Origin of the sequence: Caulobacter sp. BK020, from assembly GCF_004342605.1 — a bacterium.
Classification (GTDB): domain Bacteria; phylum Pseudomonadota; class Alphaproteobacteria; order Caulobacterales; family Caulobacteraceae; genus Caulobacter.
The window spans coordinates 229706-252357 of the sequence record NZ_SLZL01000005.1; the positions used below are offsets into that span (position 1 = coordinate 229706).

A 22652-nucleotide genomic window follows, 5' to 3' on the forward strand; every position below is an offset into this window, starting at 1 on the left:
TGGGGTAGAAGCCCCTCGCCCACGGATGGCCGAAGGGTAAACGCCCGGACGAGCCCGACCGAAGCCAGGCTCGCCTCGGGATCTAGAAGCTGGCGCGGAGCACGAAGGTGTAGCGCCGGTCGTTCATGAACCACGACCGCCCGGCCTTGAGCAGCTGATCGTTCAGGACCTGGGTGGTCTTGGTGACCTCGTTGGTCAGGTTCACGCCCTGGACGCCGATCTTCACCTTCGGATTGAGGGTGTAGAAGATCGAGCCGTCCAACTGGCCGGTGGCCTCGTTCATGATCGGCGCGTAGGGCACGATCACGTCGCGGACCGTCAGCAGGAAGTCCGAGCGCCAGTTGTAGGCCAGGCGGGCCGAGATCGGTCCCTTTTCGTAGATGGCCGCGAGGTTGGCGTTGTGCTTGGACAGGCCCTGCAGCGGCAGCAGCGCGGTGTTGACCGTCGAGACGCGGCCGGCGGCCACGTCGGGGTCGGTCGCCGACAGCGTGCTTTGCGGCACGCCCTTGCTGTCGATGTAGCTGTAGTTGGCGTTGATGCCGAACCCGTCCAGCGGCTTGGGCAGGAAGTCATAGAACTGCTGGTAGGCGATTTCGAAGCCCTTCACGTGGGCCTTCTGCTCGGAATTGCCGGGCGTGGTGACCACCACATTGAAGGTCGCGCCGTTGTTGGTGAACGGGATGCGGGCGGTCGTGTTGGTGGCGACGTCCTTCAGTTCCTTCCAGAACAGGGCGAAGGTCAGCGAGCCGACCGGCGCGAAGTACCATTCCACCGAGCCGTCGACGTTCAGGGCCTGGGTCGGCTTCAGGTAAGGATTGCCGACGGTGACGTTGCCGCTGAGGCTGTCGGCCGTGACCGGATTGCTGATCCCCGTGTCCGTCGTGTCCAGCTTCACGTCGTAGTAGTTGCGGGTCAGGCCCACTTCCGGCGGCGTGATGGTCTTGGAGGCGGCGAAGCGCAGCTGCAGCTTGTTCGGCAGGGCGACCTTCACGTTCACGCTGGGCAGCCAGTACTCGAACTTGGCGTGGGCCGTATTGGCGGTCGTGGCGCCGTTGGCGAACAGCCGGGCCGCGGCCCGGGTCTGGGCCGGAAGCGAGCAGAAGTCCGATGGCACGAACGGGTCCTTGGGATCCGGCAGGGCCGCCCATTGCGCCAGGGCGTCGGCGCACGACGCATCGCTCGGCGGCACGGCGTTCGGGAACACCAGATAGCCGGACGCCTCGCGCTTGGTCTCTGTGTAGCGCAGGCCGATGTTGCCGGTCAGCCGGATGTCGCCATCGAAGTCATGCTTGAAGCGCAGCATACCGTAGGCGGACTTGGTCTTTTCATTGATCGGATTGATCTCGCCCGGCAGGAACGGCGTGCCGGCTACGACCCCGCAGCGCTGGGCCAGCGGCACCCAGTTCTGCGGACAACCGTTCACTAGGCGCGGCCGCCATTCGTCGCCGACGCTGAGGGCGAAGGCCGACATAGACGCATAGTCCTTGGCCGCGTTGCCGTTGTAGAATGGGCGGGCGTCCAGGCCGCTCGGAACCGGGACCTGGCCGCGCATGAAGTCGGTGAACGGATAGAGCTCGGTATAGGCCGCGCTGGTCGAACCGCCGGGCGTGGCGGGATTGCCGTTGATCGGGTCGTCGAACCACACCGGACCGGCGCCGCCCCAGATTTCGCTCAGCACACCCCAGTTGTAGGTCGAGAAGCGCGTGGTCTGGTCGCGCTCGGCCCAACGCACCCCGACCCGCGCCGAGTCCAGCCAGCTATTCTCGGCGAAGCGGTAGTCGACGTCGATCTTGGCCGCGTCTTCCTTGCCTTCGCTCTGCTCGATGTGGTCCATCGCCGAGCGCCAGAAGCTGTTATAGGGGTCTTGGAAGCTGTTGTGGGCCCCGCGGAAATAGGTCGAGCAGCTGCCGCTGGGCGGCGAGCAGTTCGAAACGGCCGCGCCGCTGGCCGGCGGGATGAACGTGAACACGGGCATGTCTGAGCCGTTGAGCTTCAGGTCCAGGTTCTGGAAGGCCGAGCCCCAGATGCCGACGTCCAGGTTGTCGACCGTCGAGTCGACGTGCTGGTAGTCGAAGATCACGCCCCAGCGGTCATTGGGCGTCCATTTGAAATTGAAGCCGTAGTCCGAAGTGACATAGGTCTGCTCGACGCTGCGGCTGATGTTGTTGCTTTGCAGACCGAAGCTGGGCGTGCGGGGGTCCGAGCCGTTCTGGTCGTCGCGCCAGCCCTGCGAGCCCGTGATGATGCCGTTGGTGAAGATGCCGTCGCTGTCGACGCCGAAGGTGGTGCCGTCGATCGGGCGGGAGTCGCCGTTCGAGGTCACGTTGTCGGTGGCGATCTCCATCGCGTGTTCGGTCCAGGACTGCGTCGATTCCGAGCGCAGGTACTGGAGGGTGGCCAGCATGGTGTCGTCGTTGCTGCGCCATTGGCCGGCCGCCGCATAGCCGGTGCGGTTGCGTTCGGTCTCGGTGCTGCGGAAGGCCGCGCCGCGCGGGAACCACACGCCCTTGCCGCCCTGTGGGCAGTTCACGGCCTGAGGGTTGGCGGTCTGGGCGCTGGTGAAGCCGGTGCGGCAGCCGAAGTTCGACACCTGCGTGCCGTCGGCGCGGGTGAACAGCTTGGAATCCACGGCGCTCAGCAGCAAACCGAACGTGCCGGCCTGGGTATCCCACTGGTCGCTGTAGAGGGCCGAGAAGGTCGGGGCCCACTTCTTGACGAAGTCGCCGTAGCTGGCCTCGGCCGACACCGACATCAGCCGCTTGTTGCTGTCGAACGGCAGGCGGGTGCGCAGGTTCACCGTGCCCGAGATGCCGCCCTCGATCATGTCGGCCGACGGGCTCTTGAACACATCGACGCCGCCCATCAGTTCGGAGGGCACGTCCGCGAAGCTCAGGGCGCGGCCGTTGTTGGCCGAGAAGGTGTCGCGGCCATTCAGCTCCGAGCGCACGAAGTTCAGGCCGCGCACCACGACGCCGCTGCCTTCGGTCGAGAAGTGGTCCGGGTCGACGCCGGCGGCGAAACGGTTGATGGCCACGCCCGGGATGCGCTGCAGCGCCTCGGTCACCGAACGGTCCGGCAGGGCGCCGATGTCCTCGGCGGTGATGGAGTCGCCGATGATCTCCGAGCTCTGCTTCAGTTGCTGCGAGCTCTTCAGGCTTTGACGGATGGTGGTGACGACCACCTCGTCCACCGTCGTCGTATCGTCGGCCGGCTTGGTCTGGGCCCAGGCCGGCGCGGCCGCCAGGACGGCGCCCAACATCGCGCTCAGCGCCAGGACCGAAGCGCCATACCTAAGCTTTGAAGTGGAAATCGCGCCAGCCCGTGCGGGCGCACCTTGGACGTGGTCCATTTTCGTCTGCCTCCCCAGTTATTCTTCATGGCAGCTCGTTACCGCTACCACGGGCCTATTGCGTGGGCCGTTATGGTCAGATGATATGGCAAAGGCCGCCAGCGTCAAGGTAGCGGTAACTCGCCTATCGAAAAGAAAGTATGCCCGCCCAAAATCCCGTTTTATCATATTAATCGGAAGGTTCTGCGGATCGCCGCTCAGCAGGAGCCGGTCGCGGAAGTGATACTACACACGTATAAGTAGATCACGTTGTCTGACCAATCGACCTGGACATCCGGTGTCGCCGGATCAGGGGGATGACCGCCCATAGAAGGCGGGATACGGTCGCATCAGGGGGAAGCGCATGACGGACCAGACCGTCCGGAACATTCTAATCGTCGGCGGCGGTACGGCCGGCTGGATGACGGCGGCCGCCTTGTCGGCCAAGCTGGCCGGCCTGCCGATCGCCATCCGCCTGGTGGAATCGGCCGAGATCGGCACGGTCGGCGTCGGCGAGGCCACCGTCCCGCACATCCGCCATTTCAACGCCGCCCTAGGCCTCGACGAGGCCGATTTCATGCGCAAGACCCAGGCGACCTACAAGCTGGGCATCGAGTTTCGCGGCTGGGGCAAGCTGGGCGATAGCTACATCCACCCGTTCGGCGCCTATGGCGCGGCGATCGCCGGCGTGAGCTTCCATCATCACTGGCTGCGGGCCCGCCAGGGCGGCGACGACACGCCGCTGGAGGCCTATTCCCTGCCGGTCATGGCCGCACGAGGGGGCAAGTTCGCCCCGCCCTCTCCCGACCTGAGTTCCGTGGCCTCGACCTACAACTACGCCTACCAGTTCGACGCCGGCCTCTACGCCGCCTACCTGCGCGCCTATGCCGAGGCGCGCGGCGTGGTGCGCACCGAAGGCAAGGTGGCCGATGTCGCCCTGCGCGGCGATGACGGCTTCATCGAGGCGATCACGATGGAGGGCGGCGAGCGAATCGGAGCCGACCTGTTCATCGACTGCTCAGGCTTCCGGGGCCTGTTGATCGAGCAGGCCCTGAAGACCGGCTACGAGGACTGGACGCGCTGGCTGCCCTGCGACCGGGCCGCCGCCGTCCCTTGCGAGACGGTCGAGGCGTCCACGCCCTATACCCGCTGCACGGCCGACGCGGCCGGCTGGCGCTGGCGCATCCCGCTGCAGCATCGAGTCGGCAACGGCTATGTCTATTCCAGCCAGCACATAAGCGACGACGCCGCCGCCGCGGCCCTGCTGGCTGGGCTGGAGGGCAGGGCCCAGGCCGATCCGCGCGTCCTGCGCTTCGTGGCCGGCCATCGGCGCAAGCAGTGGAGCAAGAACTGCGTGGCGGTGGGCCTGGCGAGCGGCTTCCTGGAACCGTTGGAAAGCACCAGCATCCACCTGATCCAGGTGGCGGTGACCACCCTGCTGGAGCTGTTTCCCGACCGGACCTGCGACCAGGCCGACCAGGACGAGTACAATCGGGTGATGACGCTGGAGTTCGAGCGCATCCGCGACTTCCTGGTGCTGCACTATCACGCCAACCAGCGGACCGGCGAGGCGTTCTGGGACGACCGTCGCAACCTGCCGATTCCCGACAGCCTAGCCTACAAGATGGACCTGTTCCACGACCGCGGGGTGGTGGTGAAATACAAGGACGGCTTCTTTCTCGAGCCCAGCTGGCTGGCGGTCTATCTGGGCCAGAACATCGTGCCGCGCGCCTATGACCCGGTCAGCGGCAGCGTGCCCGACGCCGTCCTGGCGCAAAGGCTGAAGGCGATTCGCGACTCGATCGCGGAGGCTACACGCGCCATGCCGGCCCACGATGACTGGATCGCCCGCTTCTGCGCGGCCCGATCCGGGGCGACGGCCCAGGCGGTGACGGCGTGACCGGCTCGCCCCTGAACAACGTCGCCATCCTGGGCGGCGGCGTCGCCGGCTGGATGACCGCCGCGGCCCTGGCGCGGGTCCTGCCGCCGGCCTGCGAGATCCGTGTGATCGAAACCGCCGACGCCGCGCCGCGCGGCGCCCTGTCCACCCTGCCCGCCCTGCGCGGCTTCCATGGCCTGCTAGGCCTGGACGAGGCGACCGTGATGCGGACCGCGCGCGGAACCTTCAAGCTGGGCGCGCGATACGGCGGCTGGACCGGATTCGACCACGACCATGTCGAGGGCTTCAGCGACGCCGGCGCCAATCTCGACGGCGTGGCCTTCCATCATCACTGGCTGCGGGCCCGTCAGCGCGGCGAGGCCGGACGCTACGAGGACTACAGCCTGGCCGCCGTGGCCGGACGCCTGGGCCGGTTCGCGCCGCCCAGCGAGGATCCAAGGTCGGTGCTCTCAACCCTGTCCTACGGCCTGCACCTGGATTCGGCCGGCTATGTCGCGGCGCTGCGGTCGACGGCGGGGCGCGTGGCGGCTCGCCCTGGCGAGATCGCCCAGGTCGTCCTGGACACGGAAGGGGCCGTCCAGGCGGTGGTCCTGGCCGACGGCGAGCGGATCGCCGCCGACCTGTTCATCGACACGACGCCGGACGGCCGGCTGATCGGCGCCACGCCTAGCGGGGGTTGGATCGACGAGACGGTCGCCCTCCCCTGCAACCGCCTGGCCTTGCGCGAGCTCGCGCGCCGCGCCGATCCACCGCCCCTGACCGAGTTCGAGACCGTGACGGAAGGCTGGTTGCGGCGCGTCCCCCTGCGCGACGCCGACGCCGTGACCTTGGCCTATGCCAGCGACCTGACCTCCGACGACGAGGCGCGCGCGATCCTGGGCGGCGAGGCGACGATCATTCGGCGACACAACGGCCGGCGGGAGCGCGCATGGTCAAAGGGCTGCCTGGCGATCGGTCCCGCGGCGAGCCAGCTGGAACCGCTGAACGGCGATGACGCTCAGGCGATCCAGAGCGGCGTCGGCCGGCTGATCGCCCTGCTGCCCACCGCCGAGGGCTCGCCCCTGGCGGCGGCGGAATATAATCGCCTGATGGCCGAGACCTTCGATCGCGCCCGCGACCTAGCCGTCCTGCGCTACGTCGCCGCCAGCCGGACCGACCGGTTCTGGTCGAGGGCCCGCCGCGCCGCGCCCTCGACCGCCTTGGCCTACAAGCAGGCCCAGTTCGAAAGCCGCGGCCGCGTGGTGCTGTACGACGAGGAGACCTTCGTGGAAGGCGCCTGGGTGGGAGCGCTCCTCGGCCTCGGGATCACGCCCCGGCGGCACGACCGCCTGGCCGACCGTCTGCCCGCCGGCCAGGCCGACGCGGCCCTGACCCGGCTCCGCGGCCTGATCCGCCAGGCCGCCCTGGCCATGCCGACCCATGCCGACGCCCTGAAGGACCGCCCATGACGCCGCCTCCGATCCGCAAGGTATTGGTTCTGGGTGGCGGCACGGCGGGGTGGATGACCGCCGCCGCTTTGTCCAAGGTGCTGGGCGGCCAGATCGAGGTGACGCTGATCGAGTCCGAGCAGATCGGCACGGTCGGGGTCGGCGAAGCCACGATCCCGCCGATCCTGACCTTCAACGCCATGCTGGGGATCGACGAGCGTGCGTTCATGCGGGCCACTCGCGCCACCTTCAAGCTGGGCATCGAGTTTCGCGACTGGACCCGCCTGGGCGACCGCTACATGCATCCGTTCGGGTCGTTCGGCCTGGACATCGAGGCCATCAAGTTCCACCAGGTCTGGCGCAAGGTCCGTGATCAGGTCGGGCCGCTCGAGGACTTCAACCTGGCGGCCGTCGCCGCGCGCCGAAACCGCTTCGCCCTGCCCGATCCCGATCCGGCCAAGGTGCTGTCCAGCCTGAAATACGCCTTCCACTTCGACGCCGGCCTCTATGCCCGATTCCTGCGCGGCTTCGCCGAGGCGCGGGGCGCGACGCGGGTCGAGGGCAAGGTCGCCGACGTGACCCTGCGCGGCGACGACGGCTTCATCCAGTCGCTCACCCTGGAAGACGGCCGGGTCTTCGAGGCGGACCTGTTCATCGACTGCAGCGGCTTCCGCGCCCTACTGATCGGCCAGGCCCTTGGCGGACGCTATGTCGACTGGAGCCATTGGCTGCCCAACGACCGGGCGGTGGCGATCCCTTGCGACACCGGCGGCGACGGCCTGACGCCCTATACCCGCGCCACCGCCGACAAGGCCGGCTGGCGCTGGCGCATCCCGCTGCAACACCGCACCGGCAACGGCTATGTCTATTCCAGCGCCCATCTCGGCGACGACGCGGCCCTGGCCGCCCTGATCGCCGGCCTGGACGGCCCCGCCCGGGCCGAACCGAACGTCCTGCGCTTCCAGGCCGGTCGTCGCGACCGGGCCTGGATCAAGAACTGCGTCGCCATCGGCCTGTCGTCCGGCTTCCTGGAGCCGCTGGAGAGCACCAGCATCCACTTGATCCAGGCGGGGATTACCAAGCTGCTCGCCCTGTTTCCCGACAAGGGCTTCGATCCGCTGGAGATCGACGAGTACAACCGCCTGACCGCCCAGCAGGTCGAGCTGGTCCGTGACTTCATCATCCTCCACTTCAAGGCCACGGAGCGGGCGGACACGCCCTACTGGGACCATGTCCGCACCATGGATGTCCCCGACAGCCTCCAGCGCAAGATCGACCTGTTCGCCGGGCGCGGACGACTGTTCCAGTCGGACTATGACCTGTTCGCCGAACCCAGCTGGATCGCGGTGCTGATGGGCCAGGGGATCGTGCCGCGCCGGTACGACGCCCTGGTCGACAGCTTGCCCGAAGCCGCGCTGGTCCAGCGCCTGCAACGAATGTCGGCCCTGATTGGCCAGACCGCCCAGGCCATGCCCGACCACGCCGCCTTCATCGCCCGCTACTGCGCCGCCGAGACGGTCGTCGCCCCCATTCTCGCATGAGGCCCTAATGACCGACCACCGCCTGCGCAGGATCGTCATCGTCGGCGGCGGCACGGCCGGCTGGATGACGGCGGCGGCGCTGGGCCGCTTCCTGAAGGACGGCCGCACCCAGGTGACCCTGGTCGAGTCCGAGGAGATCGGCACGATCGGGGTCGGCGAATCCACCATTCCGCAGATCAACATCTTCAATCGGATGCTGGGCCTGGACGAGAACGAGTTCGTCCGCCGCACCAAGGCGACCTTCAAGCTGGCCATCGACTTCGTCGACTGGAAACAGATCGGTCACCGCTACTACCATCCGTTCGGCCCCTACGGCCTGGACATGGAGGGGGTGTCGTTCCACGCCTACTGGCTGCGCCTGAACGCCATGGGCGAGGCCGCCGACCTGACCGAATATTCACTGCAGGCCCTGGCCTCGGCCCAGGGCAAGTTCATGCGGGCCAACGGCCAGCGCAACTCGCCGCTGGGCACGCTGTCCCACGCCTATCACATCGACGCCGGCCTCTACGCCCTGTTCCTGCGCGAGTACGCCGAACAGCGCGGGGTGGCCCGCCAGGAGGGCCGGATCGTCGAGGTCCACCAGCGCGTCGAAGACGGGTTCATTGAGGCCGTGACCCTGCAGAGCGGCCAGCGGGTCGAGGGCGATCTGTTCATCGACTGCTCGGGGTTCCGCGGCCTGCTGATCGAGCAGACCCTGAAGACCGGCTTCGAGGACTGGTCCCATTGGCTGCTGAACGACCGGGCCGTTGCCGTGCCCTGCGCGCTGGCCGGTTCGCGTCAGCCGGTGACCCGCGCCACCGCCCGCCCGACCGGCTGGCAATGGCGCATTCCGCTGCAGCACCGCCTGGGCAACGGCTACGCCTATTCCAGCGCGCACGTCAGCGACGACGAGGCGACCGCCGACCTGCTGGCCAATCTGGACGGCGTCCCGCTGCGTGACCCGTTCACCCTGCGCTTCACGGCGGGTCGGCGGAAGAAGAGCTGGAACAAGAACGTCGTGGCCATCGGCCTGTCGGCCGGCTTCATGGAGCCGCTGGAGAGCCAGAGCATCCACCTGATCCAGGTCGGGATCGCGCGCCTGCTGGCCATGTTTCCCGACCGGCGGTTCCAGACCCCCGACATCGACCGCTACAACCGGGTGATGCAGTTCGAGTACGAGACGATCCGCGACTTCCTGATCCTGCATTTCCACGTCACCCGGCGCAACGACACGCCATACTGGGACTATCTGCGCGAGATGCCGATCCCAGACTACCTAGCCGACAAGATGGCGGTGTTCCAAAGCTATGGCCGGGTGTTCCGCGAGAACGAGGAGCTGTTCACCGACACCAGCTGGTTCGCGGTGATGGTTGGCCAAGGGCTGGAGCCGCGGGGCCACGACCCGATGGCCGACGTGATGTCGGACGACGAGCTGCGCGCCCGGATGGCCAACATCCACGCCGTCATCGCCAAGTCGGCCCAGGCCATGCCCGACCACATGCGCTTCATCGCCGAAAACTGCGCGGCGGCCTGAGTCGCCCTCATCTGGCGTCCAGAGGTCCGCCACCCGACATCCTACGTCGATGCGGCGATTGCCCACGATTCCGCGTCGGACGAACCGTTGCGACCTTCTTCGAAAAAAGGCCCGGCCATAAGGCCGGGCCGGGAAGGAACCAAAAGCAGGCCAAGGTGGCGGGCTTGCCTGACCGGCGCCGGGCCGCTCGACGAGATTGCCGGCCAGACGTCGAAGCCAGGCGATGTTCGCGCCGAACGCCCGTACCGTCAGAAGCTCATGCGCAAGCCAAGCTGATATTGGCGGCCGGGCTTGTAGTAGGTGAACGTCGCGTTGTCGTACTGGAAGTGCGAGCGCAGCGGTTCATTGGTCAGGTTGATCACGTTGAAAACCACCTGCGGCGCGTTCGTCACGCCGAAGATCTTGTCCAGATCGTAGCTCGAAGAGAAGTCGGTCTGCTTGTAGTCGTCCGCGAACAGGGCCGCCGAGGTGACGCCGTTCTGGTTGGCGCCGCTGGACTGAGAACCTTTCCGGTAAGTGTGGCTCAAGCGCAGGCTGACCCCGTTATGTTCATAGTAGCCGGTCAGGTTGTAGGTGTATTTCGCGACGCCGTAGGCGATCGCCGGACCATTGCTGGTCTGGTCGACGATGGTGGCGTTGGCGTTGACCCCCAGCCCTTCGACGCCGAACCGGCTGGTCAGGAAGTCGAGCGGCTGCACCCACTGGAATTCCAGGCCGTTGATCGTCAGCTTGTTGGGCACGTTGATCTGCGACTGGATCTGGACCTGCGCCGCGGTCGGACCGCCGCGCGAATTGATCGCCGTCTTCTGGGTGTCGTTCAGGGTGTCGTAGGTGATGCCGTACTGGGCCAGATACGAGAACGGCTGGGTCACGACGTTGTTGGTCGTGAAGCCGGTCAGCGACTTGCGGAAGGCGTTGACCGCGATCACGCCTTCCTGGCCGGTGTAGAACTCGAAGCCCAGGTCGATATTCTTCGAGAAGTACGGCTTCAGGGCCGAGTTGCCGATGGTGGCCTGGTCGGCCGACGGCGCGCCGAAGCTGACGCCCGGCAGCTGGGCGGCCGGATCCGGACGGGTCATCGTCTCCGACACCGCCAGACGGGCCACGGCGTGCTCGCTGACGTCGTAGGCGATGTTCCCGGCCGGCAGCCATTTCGAATAGGTGTTCTCGGTGTAGACGAAGTTGACCAGGTTCGGATAGCGCGAGCCGTCGGGCAGCTGGGCGCCGCCGGGCAGGGTGTTGCGCGGATCGGCGATCGAGACGCGGCCGCCGATCGTCTGCTCGGTGTGGACGTAACGGACCCCGACATTGAAGCGCAAATCGCTGTCCAGCACCTGGGTCACGCCGTTCAGCTCGGTGTAGGCTGAACTGTTCTTCTCGTTGATGTAACCGCCGCTGGCGCCGGTGTTGGAGCCGCCGGTCTCTGGCGTGGCCGCGTGGAGCGCGTCGTAGTTGGTGGCTTTCTTGACCTTGTCCCAGTCGACGGTGACGAAGCCGGCCGGACCAGGCTTCAAATAGCTGGCCAGGCTGGTCGTCGGGATCAGCGAACCAGCGTAGGTGAGCACCCCGGTCTGTCCGGCCGTGTAGCCCGTGCCATACCCCGGATAGGTCGGATAGCCGGCCGGCGCCGCGCCCGGCTGGTTCAGGCCCTGGCACGGCGGCTGGCCGTTCGGCGAGGGCAGGTTGATGCTGGGGTTGTCGCCGCAGGTCGCGTTCTGCCACGGCTGGGTGTTGTCGTAGCCGCGGATGGTGCGCGAAACGTCGTCGTAGTTGGCGCCGAACTTCAGGTTCAGCGCCTCGTCGCCCCAGGTGACGACCGCGCGGGCGCCCTTGGTTTCATACCAGCGCTTTTCGTCCTGCATGTTCAGGCGGCCGCCCGTCCAGACGAAGTTGGCCGGGTTGTTCAGGTCGACGCTGCTTTTGATCGTCGGAATGCCGTTCGGGTTGTAGGTGTAGTCGACCGTCGTACCGACGCCCAAGGCGGTCACCGGGCCGAAGGTCGGGCTTTCGCGGTGGAAGGTGCTCTTGGTGTAGTTGGCCTGGGCCTCGACCTTCAGCTTGTCGCTGATGCGCCACTCGCCGCCCGGATTGATCCCCCACAGCTCGGTCTTCTCGAGGTAGGGGCGGAACTCCAGGAAGAACTGGGAATTGGCGTAGGTGCCCGACGTGACCGTGCAGCCGGTCGAGCAGTCGGTCTTGTCGTATTTGGTGTTGGTCGGAATGATCGCGCCGTTGCGCACGATCCAGGCCATGTCTTCGCGCAGCAGGTCGTTCTTCTTGTAGCCGTACATCCCGTCGACATAGAAGTTCAGGTTGTCGGTCGGCTTCCATTCCAGGCTGGTCACGGCATTGAAACGGTCGCGGCGACCGTACTCGGCCGACGGACGGCCAAGGCGCGGCAACAGGCCGTTGTCGATCTGCTGGATCGAGGCGCCAGGGTTGTTGGCCAGCAGGAAGGCCCGGTCGATGACCGTGCCGGCCACCAGCCCCCCGCCCGCACCGACGGGCACCGTGGCCGGGATCGTCCAGTTACCGCCGCCCGTGGGGTTGCAGCCGCTGGTCGCGCCGCACTGGGCCGCCGACAGGTTCGGATTGGTGAAGCCGATCGTCTCGTAGCCGCGCGTGTCGGTATGCAGCCGCTGGCCTGAAATCCCGAACAGGACGCCGAAATTGTCCCAGGTCTTGCTGGCGATCAGGGCCCCCTTCCCGCCCAGTTTGGCCTCGTCTGGCTTCAGGCCTTGGACGCTCATCGTCAGATGCTGGCCGGGCCGATCGAACGGACGGGCCGAGCGCATGTCGATATTGCCCGCCGCGCCGCCTTCGAGAAGGCTGGCCGAATAGCTCTTGTTCACCGTCAGCTTGGTGAACAGGTCGGTCGGGAAGAAGCTGAGATCGACCGAGCGGTCCGTGCCCTGGGCGTCGGTCGCCCCCGACGAGGCCACGGCGATCGAAGCGCCGTTCAGCGTGACGTTGGTGAAGTTGGAGCCCAGCCCCCGGATGGCGACGTTCGTGCCTTCGCCGGTGATGTCGCGGGTGATGGTGATGCCGGGAATCCGGTTGAAGGATTCCGCGATGTTGGAGTCGGGGAATTTGCCGATGTCTTCGGCGAAGATGGCGTCGGCGAAGCCGGTCGTCTCGCGCTTGGCGACCGTCGACTGCGCCAGGCTGTGGCGGTAGCCCGTTACGACCACTTCCTCGACGGTGTCGCTGTTGGGCGCGCCGGCGGCCGTGGACGGCGCGGACTGGGCGTGGGCCTGTGCGGCGGCCAAGCCAGACAGCATGGTGGCCCCAAAGAGCGCGGCGCGCGCCACGCGCGAGCATCCCGTAAGCTTTCGCATCCAATTGCCTCCCAATGCGGGCGCGTCGCTTCGCGCCTGTTTTTGTTATCGGCGTGGCCGGCCACGCGTCGTCGAACCATTTCGCCGCCGGAACATGCAGTCAACAATGGTAACCCGAGAGGACAGATCACTCTTAAGCAGTGATCTTACCTTTCGGGGTGAGAACATCGTTATTTTTCAGGGGATTGCGCTGCGACACCCTGAAATGGGTGACGATCGAGGCAAATGTTAGCGGTACCGATTCCGGATAGGCGTGTGATTTTTGCCACAATACGCCCAGGCCAATCGCGCTTAAAAATCTCGAAATGGCCAAATTGTCCTGGACACATACCAAGGGATTCTGCGACCGACCGGGCCATGACGCGCGGCGGCGCCCCGCCGCGCGCGGCCGGCGAAGGCGAATTTCAGCCTATCTAGCCCGCGATTGACCTGGCCCGCCCCAGGCCCAGGTCGGCGCCTGTGGCCGCCCACGCCGCCTCGACGACCCAGCCCCCAAAGGGCGTAACAACGCCCCTCGCCCCCTCACCCTCCCCCCGGCGCGTAGGGAAAGTTCAGGCTCTCGTAATAGTCCAGCGAATGGGCCGGCGGCGCCTCGCCAGCCGGCAGCGGCAGGCCCGAGAAGGTCTGGAAATAGGCGATCGAGGCGTCGCGCCACCACTGGGCTTCGTTGCGCTGGATGGCCAGGAAGTCGGCGACCTGGGCGTGGCGTTCGGGATCGACATAGGGCGCCAGATCCGCCCAGGTCCGGCCCATGCCGGCGACATACGACACCCCGCGCGAATAGTGGCCCACCAAGCCGTCCCACAGGGTCTGGCCCGACTTTAGGCGGTAGGTCCACGGCAGGTGGTGGAACCACAGCAGGTCCTTCTCGTCGATGCTCTTCAGGTCAGAGAATCGCTTGGCCACCACGGGAGCGTACTGGGCGACGGCGTTGCTGCCGGCGGCGGTGCGGTCGAAGCCGATCCCGTCCTTGCCGGCCTTGGCGTAGTAGACGCTGGTCCAGTCGGCGCGCTCGCCGCCGCTCACCCACGGGCCCGGACCATAGTGATGGCTGCGGCCCATCTGGTGATGCAGGCCCAGCGGCGTCATGTAGTCCACCGCCGCCTCGCGCGAGCCCATCATCATCGCCACGGCGGGCTCGACAAAGCGGGGGTCGGTCGAGAAGGTCATCTTCGCCCAGTCGGCGGCGATGTCCTTGGTGGAAGCCTCCGGATCCCAAGCCAGGCGGCCGAACACGTACCAGTTGGCCTGGTCGAACTGCGAGCCTGACCAATTGCGGTCGCGGCCGATATTGGCGACCCCGGCCATCAGGGTCTCTCGCCGGCCATCGAGCGAGCCGTCCACCACCCTGGCCACGGTCGAGCCCGGCCCGCGGCCGTAGGTGTCCGACTTCAGGGTCTCTTCGTACAGCGGGCCCAGATAGACCAGGTGGGTGGCGAAGCCGAGATATTCCTTGGTGATCTGGAACTCCATACCGAGGTTGGTTTTCGGCATCGCCCCGAACAGCGGGTGGAACGGCTCGCGCGGCTGGAAGTCGATGGCCCCGTTCTTGACCTGGACGATGACGTTGTCGCGGAACTGGCCGTCGAACGGCTTGAACTCGCCGTAGCCCTGCTTGGCGCGGTCGTCAGGCTGCTCGTGCGAATAGACAAAGGCCCGCCACATCACGATCCCGCCGTGCGGCCCCACCGCGTCGGCCAGCATGTTCGCCCCGTCGACATGGGTGCGGCCATAGTCCTGCGGGCCGGGCTGGCCCTCGGAATTGGCCTTGACCAGGAAGCCGCCGAAGTCGGGAATGGCCTTGTAGATCTCGTCGGCCTTGGCCTTCCAGAAGGCGCGAACGGCCGGGTCCAGGGGATCGGCGGTCTTCAGCCCGCCGATCTCGATCGGGGCCGAGAAGCGGGCCGACAGATAGACCTTGATCCCATAGGGCCGGAAGACGTCGGCCAGGGCCGCGGCCTTGGCGATATAGGGCGCGGTCAGGCTGTCGGCCTTGGCGTTGACGTTATTCAGGACCGCACCGTTGATGCCGATCGAGGCGTTGGCCCGGGCGTAGTCCACGTAGCGGGGATCCCTGTAGTCCGGCAGCTTCCACCAGTCCCACAAGGATTGGCCAGCATAGCCGCGCTCGACGGAGCCATTCAGGTTGTCCCAGTGGTTCAGCAGGCGGTGGCGGACCTTGGGCGCCGACAGGATGTCCAGCTTGTCGACGCCCTGCCCCGTCTGGACCAGGCGCAGATAGTGGAAGACGCCGTACAGCACGCCGATGTCGCTATTGCCGGCGATGACCGTGGTCTTGCCCACGGTTCGGATCAGGTAGCCTTCCTCAGCGGCGCCCTTCAGCGGCAGGTTCAGGGCGGCGACGGCCGGGGAACCTGCCGGCGTGCCCAGCAGGATCGAGGGACCGTCCGGCGAGGGAGCGCCGCCGGTCAGGCCGTCCAGTCCGCGCTGGAGTTCGGCGCGCGCGATCCTCAGGGTCGGGGTGTCGGCGACGGGCGCGATCGTCGGCGGCTCCGACCGCTGGGCCGCCGGCAGCGGCCGATAGCGCAGCCACAGGTCATAGCCGTCCTCGGCGCGAGCCGCCGGCCCCGCCAGGGTCGCCGAAACCAGGCCGGCCGCCAGGCAAAGCCCACGCATGAAGGACGCAAGACGCATGTTTTCTCCCTGGCGAGACCTTGCCGCGCGACGCGAGGAAGCGCGACGACCTTTTATCCCGTGATACCGCTACCTCCACAGAAGGTCGAGACACCAAATGCCGGTGGTCAGACCAATAGGTTGACAACCGGCCCGTGTGATTTAGACCGATACCGCTACCATCCGATCCAACGGTCGGATCAACGAAAGCGTCCCATGCCCAAGATCACCGCCGCCAAGGTCATCGTCACCTGCCCCGGACGAAACTTCGTCACCCTGAAGATCGAGACCAGCGACGGGGTCCACGGCGTCGGGGACGCCACGCTGAACGGGCGTGAGCTGGCGGTGGCCAGCTACCTGACTGACCACGTCATCCCCTGCCTGATCGGCCGCGACGCCCATCAGATCGAGGACATCTGGCAGTACCTGTACAGGGGCGCCTACTGGCGGCGCGGTCCGGTGACCATGGCCGCCATCGCCGCTGTCGACATGGCCCTGTGGGACATCAAGGCCAAGATCGCCGGCCTGCCGCTGTACCAGCTGCTGGGCGGCGCCTGCCGCACGGGCGTGATGGTCTACGGCCACGCCAACGGCGCGACGGTCGAGGAGACCCTGGAAAACGCCGCGATCTACGCCGCCCAGGGCTACAAGGCCATCCGCCTGCAGTCGGGCGTGCCCGGCCTGAAGGGCGTCTACGGCGTCTCCAAGGACAGGTTCTTCTACGAGCCGGCCGACAGCGACCTGCCGACCGAAAGCCTGTGGTCGACCGAGAAGTACCTGCGCAGCGCCCCCGGCCTGTTCGAGGCGGCCCGCGACGCGCTGGGCTGGGACGTGCACCTGCTGCACGACGTGCACCACCGCCTCACCCCGATCGAGGCCGGCCGCCTGGGCAAGGACCTGGAACCGTACCGCCCCTTCTGGATGGAGGACGCCGTCCCGGCCGAGAACCAGGCCAGCTTCCGCATCATCCGCCAGCACACCACCACGCCCCTGGCCGTGGGCGAGGTGTTCAACGCGATCTGGGACTGCAAGCAGCTGATCGAAGAGCAGCTGATCGACTACATCCGTGCGACCGTGGTGCACGCCGGCGGCATCACCCACCTGCGCAAGATCGCCAGCTTCGCCGACCTGCACCACGTGCGCACCGGCTGCCACGGGGCCACCGACCTGTCGCCGGTCTGCATGGCCGCCGCCCTGCACTTCGACCTGTCGATCCCCAATTTCGGCGTCCAGGAATACATGCGCCACACCGAGGCCACCGACGCGGTGTTCCCCCACGCCTACAGCTTCGCGGACGGCATGCTGCATCCGGGCGAGGCGATCGGCCTGGGCGTCGACATCGACGAGGCCGAAGCGGCCAAGTATCCCTACAAGCGCGCCTACCTGCCGATCGCCCGCCGCGAGGACGGCTCGATGCACGATTGGTGACGTCGTCACGACGCGGTTGGCGACAATCGCCGGGCTTTGGCGTTGGACGCCAAAAATAGCCCGCGCGGCCCGGGTCGGCTATGCTATCGCGAGTTCGAAGAGGCCTTTCAGGCCGCCGCCGAGAAACTGACGAAGACCCATGGCCGAGAACGTCAAGCTCTACCGCCGTATCGCCGACTCGATCGCCGACGCCATCGAGGGCGGCCAATACAAGCTTGGCGACCGCCTGCCCACCGAACGCGAACTGGCCGAGCAGTTCGGGGTCAGCCGCCCCACCCTTCGCGAAGCGATGATCGCCCTGGAAATGCTGGGCATGATCGAGGCCCGCCATGGCCTGGGCATCTATGTCACCGGCGACGTCCGCCCCGTCACCTCGGCCAGCGCCGAGCCCGCCTTCGAGATCGGCGCGTTCGAGCTGATCGAGGCCCGCCGCCTGTTCGAGGGCGAAGCCGCCGCCCTGGCCGCCACCGCCATCACCGACGACCAGGTCCGCGAGCTGGAGGCGCTGATGGAGCGCATGGCTCGCGAGGAGGAGATCCAGGGCGAGGACGCCGACCGCGAGTTCCACATGGTCATCGCCCGCGCCTCGGGCAACGGCGCGATCATCGCCACGATCGAGAACCTGTGGGACTGGCGCAACCGCTCGCCCCTGGCCCGCAACATCCTGACCCGGGCGCGCGGCATGGGGCTGGAACCCCGCATCGTCGAGCATCGCCGGGTGTTCGAGGCCCTGAAGGCCCGCGACCCCGCCGCGGCGCGCCAGGCCATGCGCGACCACCTGGAGCGGGTCATCGACCATCTGCTGCACGCCACCGAGACCGAGGCCGTCGAGCGGGCCCGCCAGGAAACCGGCGCCCGCCGCAGCGCCATCGCCAAGCGCGTGGCGATCTGACGGTCACGATGATCTTCATCGCCCTGACCGCCTTTCCGCCCAAAGCCAATATTGGAAGCGTCGCTTGGGGCGTCTAAGCCTTGTCGCCTGGCGCCGGATCAAGAGGCCAGACCTCAACGACGCCCTGGGCGACCGCGCAGGGACTCCGGGCCGCGATTTCGATCGCGGCCTCCAGGTCCGGGGCCTCGATCAAGGCAAAGCCGGCGACGGGAAGGTCAGCCGACAGGAACGGGCCTTGCATCACCTGCACCTTGGCGGCGTCATGATTTCGCACCTGCACGGGCTTGCCGGCTATGCCCATGACGTCGCCTTCGCGCACCCGCTGGGCGTCGGCCGCGTGCGCCGCGTCGCGCACCGCCTTCGCCGTCCGATCATAGCCGGGCCTGTCGCCATAACCGATGGTGATGAACCTGGGCATACGGGCCTGAACGCGAAGACCCGCCAGCGGTTCTTGGCGAGCTTCCGCTTTCGTCAGCAGCCGATTCAATCCGTCGCCAAATTCTATCTACAGGGCCGGCTGTTCGGCTCACCCGCCCGTCCGTCCTCGTCCTTCGACAAGCTCAGGATGAGGACGAATTTGACGAGGGTTCAGTAGAAATCCTCATCCTGAGCTTGTCGAAGGACGAGGATTTCTCTTGAGGCCCCCATAAGTCCGCTTCCGGGCGGACGGATCGGAAGGTCAGCCCGTGACCGTCAGGGTCGCCGGCTTCAGCTGGGCCGAGTTGGGGCCAGCCAGCAGGGTGAACTTGCCGGGCTCGACCACGCGCTTCATCTCCAGGTTCCACAGCGACAGGTCCAGCGGCGAGACCTCGAAGGTCACCGTCGTCTTGGCGCCCGGCGCCAGGGTCACGCGCTTGAAGTGCTTCAACTCCAGCAGCGGGCGGGTCACCGAAGCGGCCTCGTCGTGGATGTAAAGCTGCACCACCTCGTCGCCGGCGACCTTGCCGGTGTTGGTCACGTCGACCTCGACCTTGACGCTCTCGCTGGTCCCGATCTGCGCCTTGGCCGGACGCGGGGCCGAGATGTCGAAGGTGGTGTAGGACAGGCCGAAGCCGAACGGGTAGAGCGACGTGGTGTCGCCCAGAAGGTAGCCGCGGCGGGCCGTAGGCTTGCGGTTGTAGAAGATCGGCAGCTGGCCGACGTCGCGGGCGATGCTGACCGGCAGCTTGCCGCCCGGATTGGCGCGGCCGAACAGGATGTCGGCGGCGGCGTTGCCGGTCTCCTGGCCCAGGTACCAGCCCTCGACCAGGGCGTCGGCCCGCTCCGCCAGCAGGTTCACCGACAGCGGACGGCCGTTCAGCAGGAAGACCACGGTCGGTTTGCCCAGGTCGAAGATCGCCCTGGCCAGGTCGTTCTGCTGGCCGATCAGGTCCAGGCTGTCGCGGTCGCCCAGATGGTTGTCGGCCCAGGCTTCGCGGCTGGTCTGCTCGTTGTCGCCCAGCACCATGACCACCACGTCGGCCTTCTTGGCCACCTCGACCGCTTCGGCGATCAGCTTGGCGTTGACGGCCGGATCGACCAGCTTGACCTCGTCCTGGGCCCAGATCCGCGCCTCGGTGATCCGCACCGCCTCGGCGTAGTCCAGGGTGAAGCCGCTCTTCTTGGCTTCCGCCGCCAGACCCTCGTAGATCGACACCACGTGGCGCGGCACGTCGCTGTAGCCGCCGATCGGCGTGTCCTTGGCGTGCGTGCCCAGCAGGGCCAGGCGCTTGAATTTCGACGGATCGAGCGGCAGCACGCCCTTGTCGTTCTTCAGCAGCACCACGGCCTTGCGGGCCGCCTCGCGGGCCAGGGCGACGGCCTCGGGCGTGGCGGTCTTGGCGTCGGCCGTCTTTTCGTCGGCATAGGGGTTCTCGAACAGCCCGCCTTCGAACTTGACGGCCAGCACCCGGGCCACGGCCTCGTCGACCTGGCTCTGCGGGATGCGGCCGGCCTTCACCAGTTCGGGCAGCAGGGCGTAGGCCTCGCCGTCGGGCAGCTCGACGTCGACCGTGGCGTTCATCGCCATCACCGCGGTGTCGGCCAGGCTGTCGGTCAGCTTGTGGCGGGCGATCAGCTCCTTGATTGCGAAGTAGTCGCTCATCGTCGCGCCCTTGAAGCCCCACTCGCCGCGCAGCACGTCGTGCAGCAGCCAACGGTTGGCGTGCGAGGGCACGCCGTCGATCTCGTTGTACGAGGGCATGACCGAACGCACCGGCAGCTCCTTCACCGCCCGCTCGAACGGCGGGAAGAAGTTCTCGCGCAGGGTTCGCTCGGCGATCTGGGCCGGGCCGACATTGGTGCCGTTCTCGGGCTGGCCGTGGCCGGTCATGTGCTTGAGGGTGACGAAAACCTTGTCCTTGGCCAGAGGCAGGGTCTTGCCCTGGAAGCCGCGGATCGCCGCCAGGCCGATCTCGGCGCACAGGTGCGGGTCCTCGCCGTAGGTCTCCTCGATCCGGCCCCAGCGCGGGTCGCGGGCCACGTCGACCACCGGGGCCAGGGCGATGTTGGAGCCCCGGGCCCGCATCTCGCGGGCGGCGACGGCGAAGCACTTCTCCACCGTGTCGGGATCGAAGGTCGAGGCCATGGCGATGGCCTGGGGGAAGCTGGTGGCGTCGCGCGCGACATAGCCGTGCAGCGCCTCATCATGCATCAGCATCGGGATGCCCAGGCGCGTCTGCTCCATGGCCCATTTCTGGGCGGCGTTGACGTAGCGGGCGGTCTGCAGGGCGTTGCGGTTGACCGAGCCGTCGTCGGCGCCGGCGGCGGCGTCGACCACCGCGGCGGCCTTGAGGCCCTTGCGATCGCTGGGACGCGAGATCTGGCCCAGGCCGTTGGGGAAGTTCTTGCTGGCCTCGGCGGGCGAGAACTCGCCCTCGGGAGTCTGGACCTTGGACTTCGTCAGCCAGATGCCGATCAGCTGGGCCGCCTTCTCCTCCAGCGTCATGCGCGAGAGCAGGTCGCGGACCCGCAGTTCGACCGGTTGGGCGGGGTCTTTGTACAGCGGCTTGTCGCCCGCCTTGGGGGCGGCGGCGCGGGCGAGGGTCGAGGAGGCGGCGGCCAGGGCGGCCAGGCTGACGCCGAGCGTGCGGCGGGTGACGGTCTGGCGCATGATCTCTTCGTTTCCCCATAATGGAACAAACCGCTCCAGGAGCGGTGGCGGCGTTGCTCGCCGACGTTGAGGCGCACTATGGAAGCAGAGATCAGACCACTCAAGTTTTTTATGGTACCGGTCTCATTTCCTCGCCTAGGATCTGGGCGGACAAGCAAGACCCATCGTCGGACGGGCTGGAGCTGGAGGAAACCTTGGATATCGGAAAACGGACCCTGGCCGGTCTGGCGATCGCGCTGTCGATCGCCGCCCCCCTCGCGATCACGCCCGCCTCCGCCGCCCCGGCCAGGGCGTCCGAGAGCCAGCGCTGGGTGGCCTCCTGGGCCTCGGCTCAGATGGTCCCGGCGGCCAAGGACTCCCTCCCCGCCGCTGACGTGACCGACGGCACGCTGCGCCAGACCCTGCGGCTCAGCACCGGCGGCCGCAGGATCCGGGTGCGGCTGTCCAACGCCTTCGGGACCGAACCGCTGAAACTGTCGGGCGCCCACGTCGCCCTGGCCGCCGCGCCGGGCTCGGCCCGGATCGACCCGGCCAGCGACCGCGCCCTGGCCTTCTCCGGCCGCCCCGAGGTGACGATCCCGCCCGGCGCCGAATACCTGTCCGACCCGATCGACTTTCCCGCCGCCCCCCTGGCGAACCTGGCGATCACGCTCCGCTTCGACGGCGCGCCGCCGGCCCAGCAGACCAGCCATCCCGGCTCGCGCACCACCTCGTGGTTCGGACCCGGCGACCAGCTGGCGACCGCGGAGCTGACGGGCGGCAAGTCGCTGGATCGCTGGTTCCAGATTTCGGGCGTCGATGTGCTGCGCCCGGCCGGCGCCAGCCTAGTGACCTTCGGCGACTCGATCACCGACGGCTATGGCGTCACCACCAACGGCAACAACCGCTGGCCCGACATCCTGGCCGCCCGGCTGCAAGCCGACCCGCGCACCCGGGGCGTGGGCGTGCTCAACGCCGGCATCGGCGGCAACCGTGTACTGCTAGACGGCCTGGGTCCCAACGCCATGGCCCGGTTCGAGCGCGACGTGCTGAGCCAGGCGGGCGTGAAGTACGTCATACTGCTGGAAGGCGTGAACGACCTGGGCGTCCTGACCCGCGACCAGCCCGCCAGCCCCGAGGCCCACGCCGCCCTGGTGGCGCGGATGACCGCCGCCTACGACCAGATGATCCGACGCGCCCATGATCGCGGGATCAAGGTCTATGGCGCCACGGTCATGCCCTTCGGGGGTTCGGCCTACTACCATCCCGACGCGGCCAATGAACAGGACCGCCAGGCGATCAACGCCTGGATCCGGACGCCCGGCCGCTTCGACGCGGTGATCGACTTCGACAAGCTGACCCGCGACCCGGCCAATCCCAGCCGGCTGTCGGCCGCCTATGACTCCGGCGACGGCCTGCACCCTTCCCTGGCCGGCTACAAGGCCATGGCCGACGCCGTGCCGCTGGACCTGTTCACGCGCTGACCGCCAAAGCTCGGGACCGAAACAAAGCTGCAATGTCTTGACCCTAGACCATGGTCTCGCTCGATTGACACCGGTTTCCATGAAAAGCTGGACAGGG

The 22652-nt window shown here is 67.4% G+C and carries 12 protein-coding genes; 7 read left to right on the top strand and 5 right to left on the bottom strand.

What is annotated here, in order from left to right; all coding sequences use genetic code 11:
* Positions 1-82: 82 nt before the first annotated feature.
* Positions 83-3259 (bottom strand): TonB-dependent receptor, encoded by a 3177-nt coding sequence (locus EV278_RS08485; RefSeq protein WP_243692130.1) that lies wholly within the window; start codon positions 3257-3259, stop codon positions 83-85.
* A gap of 433 nt (positions 3260-3692) precedes the next feature.
* Here EV278_RS08485 and EV278_RS08490 point away from each other — a divergent pair, with 433 nt between their 5' ends.
* The 4 genes from EV278_RS08490 to EV278_RS08505 are packed head-to-tail and all read left to right on the top strand — an operon-like array spanning position 3693 to position 9709.
* Entirely contained in the window at positions 3693-5228 is a 1536-nt protein-coding gene (locus EV278_RS08490) for a tryptophan halogenase family protein (RefSeq protein ID WP_132089334.1), read from the top strand.
* Positions 5225-6676, top strand: a complete 1452-nt coding sequence (locus EV278_RS08495) for a tryptophan halogenase family protein (RefSeq protein ID WP_132089337.1) — start codon at positions 5225-5227, stop codon at positions 6674-6676. The genes EV278_RS08490 and EV278_RS08495 overlap by 4 nt, the downstream gene beginning before the upstream one ends.
* Entirely contained in the window at positions 6673-8196 is a 1524-nt protein-coding gene (locus tag EV278_RS08500; protein ID WP_132089340.1) for a tryptophan halogenase family protein, read from the top strand. Before EV278_RS08495 ends, EV278_RS08500 begins: the two co-directional genes overlap by 4 nt.
* A 7-nt stretch (positions 8197-8203) precedes the next feature.
* Positions 8204-9709 carry a tryptophan halogenase family protein gene (locus EV278_RS08505; protein WP_132089343.1) on the top strand — a complete coding sequence of 502 codons (1506 nt, stop codon included), beginning with the start codon at positions 8204-8206 and terminating at the stop codon, positions 9707-9709.
* Positions 9710-9957: 248 nt separating this feature from the next.
* Here EV278_RS08505 and EV278_RS08510 read toward each other — a convergent pair whose 3' ends face one another.
* A complete protein-coding gene (locus tag EV278_RS08510) occupies positions 9958-13047 on the bottom strand; it encodes a TonB-dependent receptor (RefSeq protein WP_132089345.1) in 3090 nt (1029 codons plus the stop codon).
* Between the two features lie 522 nt (positions 13048-13569).
* Entirely contained in the window at positions 13570-15684 is a 2115-nt protein-coding gene (locus EV278_RS08515; protein WP_132089556.1) for an alpha-glucuronidase family glycosyl hydrolase, read from the bottom strand.
* Between the two features lie 213 nt (positions 15685-15897).
* On the opposite strand from EV278_RS08515, the gene manD reads away from it, so the two are divergent.
* Positions 15898-17109: a D-mannonate dehydratase ManD gene (gene manD, locus EV278_RS08520; RefSeq protein WP_132089347.1), complete on the top strand. Its 1212-nt coding sequence runs from the start codon at positions 15898-15900 to the stop codon at positions 17107-17109.
* A 139-nt stretch (positions 17110-17248) separates the two neighbouring features.
* Positions 17249-18001, top strand: coding sequence for a FadR/GntR family transcriptional regulator (locus EV278_RS08525; RefSeq protein WP_132089350.1), 753 nt, complete (start codon positions 17249-17251; stop codon positions 17999-18001).
* A 73-nt stretch (positions 18002-18074) separates the two neighbouring features.
* Here the strand turns inward: EV278_RS08525 and EV278_RS08530 are convergent, their stop codons facing one another.
* Together EV278_RS08530 and EV278_RS08535 are read right to left on the bottom strand one after the other, a co-directional pair.
* A complete protein-coding gene (locus EV278_RS08530; RefSeq protein WP_132089353.1) occupies positions 18075-18419 on the bottom strand; it encodes a YciI family protein in 345 nt (114 codons plus the stop codon).
* A gap of 261 nt (positions 18420-18680) precedes the next feature.
* The gene (locus tag EV278_RS08535; protein WP_132089356.1) at positions 18681-21092 is read right to left on the bottom strand and encodes a glycoside hydrolase family 3 N-terminal domain-containing protein; all 2412 of its coding nucleotides are present in this window, start codon (positions 21090-21092) and stop codon (positions 18681-18683) included.
* Positions 21093-21286: 194 nt separating this feature from the next.
* On the opposite strand from EV278_RS08535, the gene EV278_RS08540 reads away from it, so the two are divergent.
* Positions 21287-22555, top strand: a complete 1269-nt coding sequence (locus EV278_RS08540) for an SGNH/GDSL hydrolase family protein (protein ID WP_243692131.1) — start codon at positions 21287-21289, stop codon at positions 22553-22555.
* Positions 22556-22652: the final 97 nt, after the last annotated feature.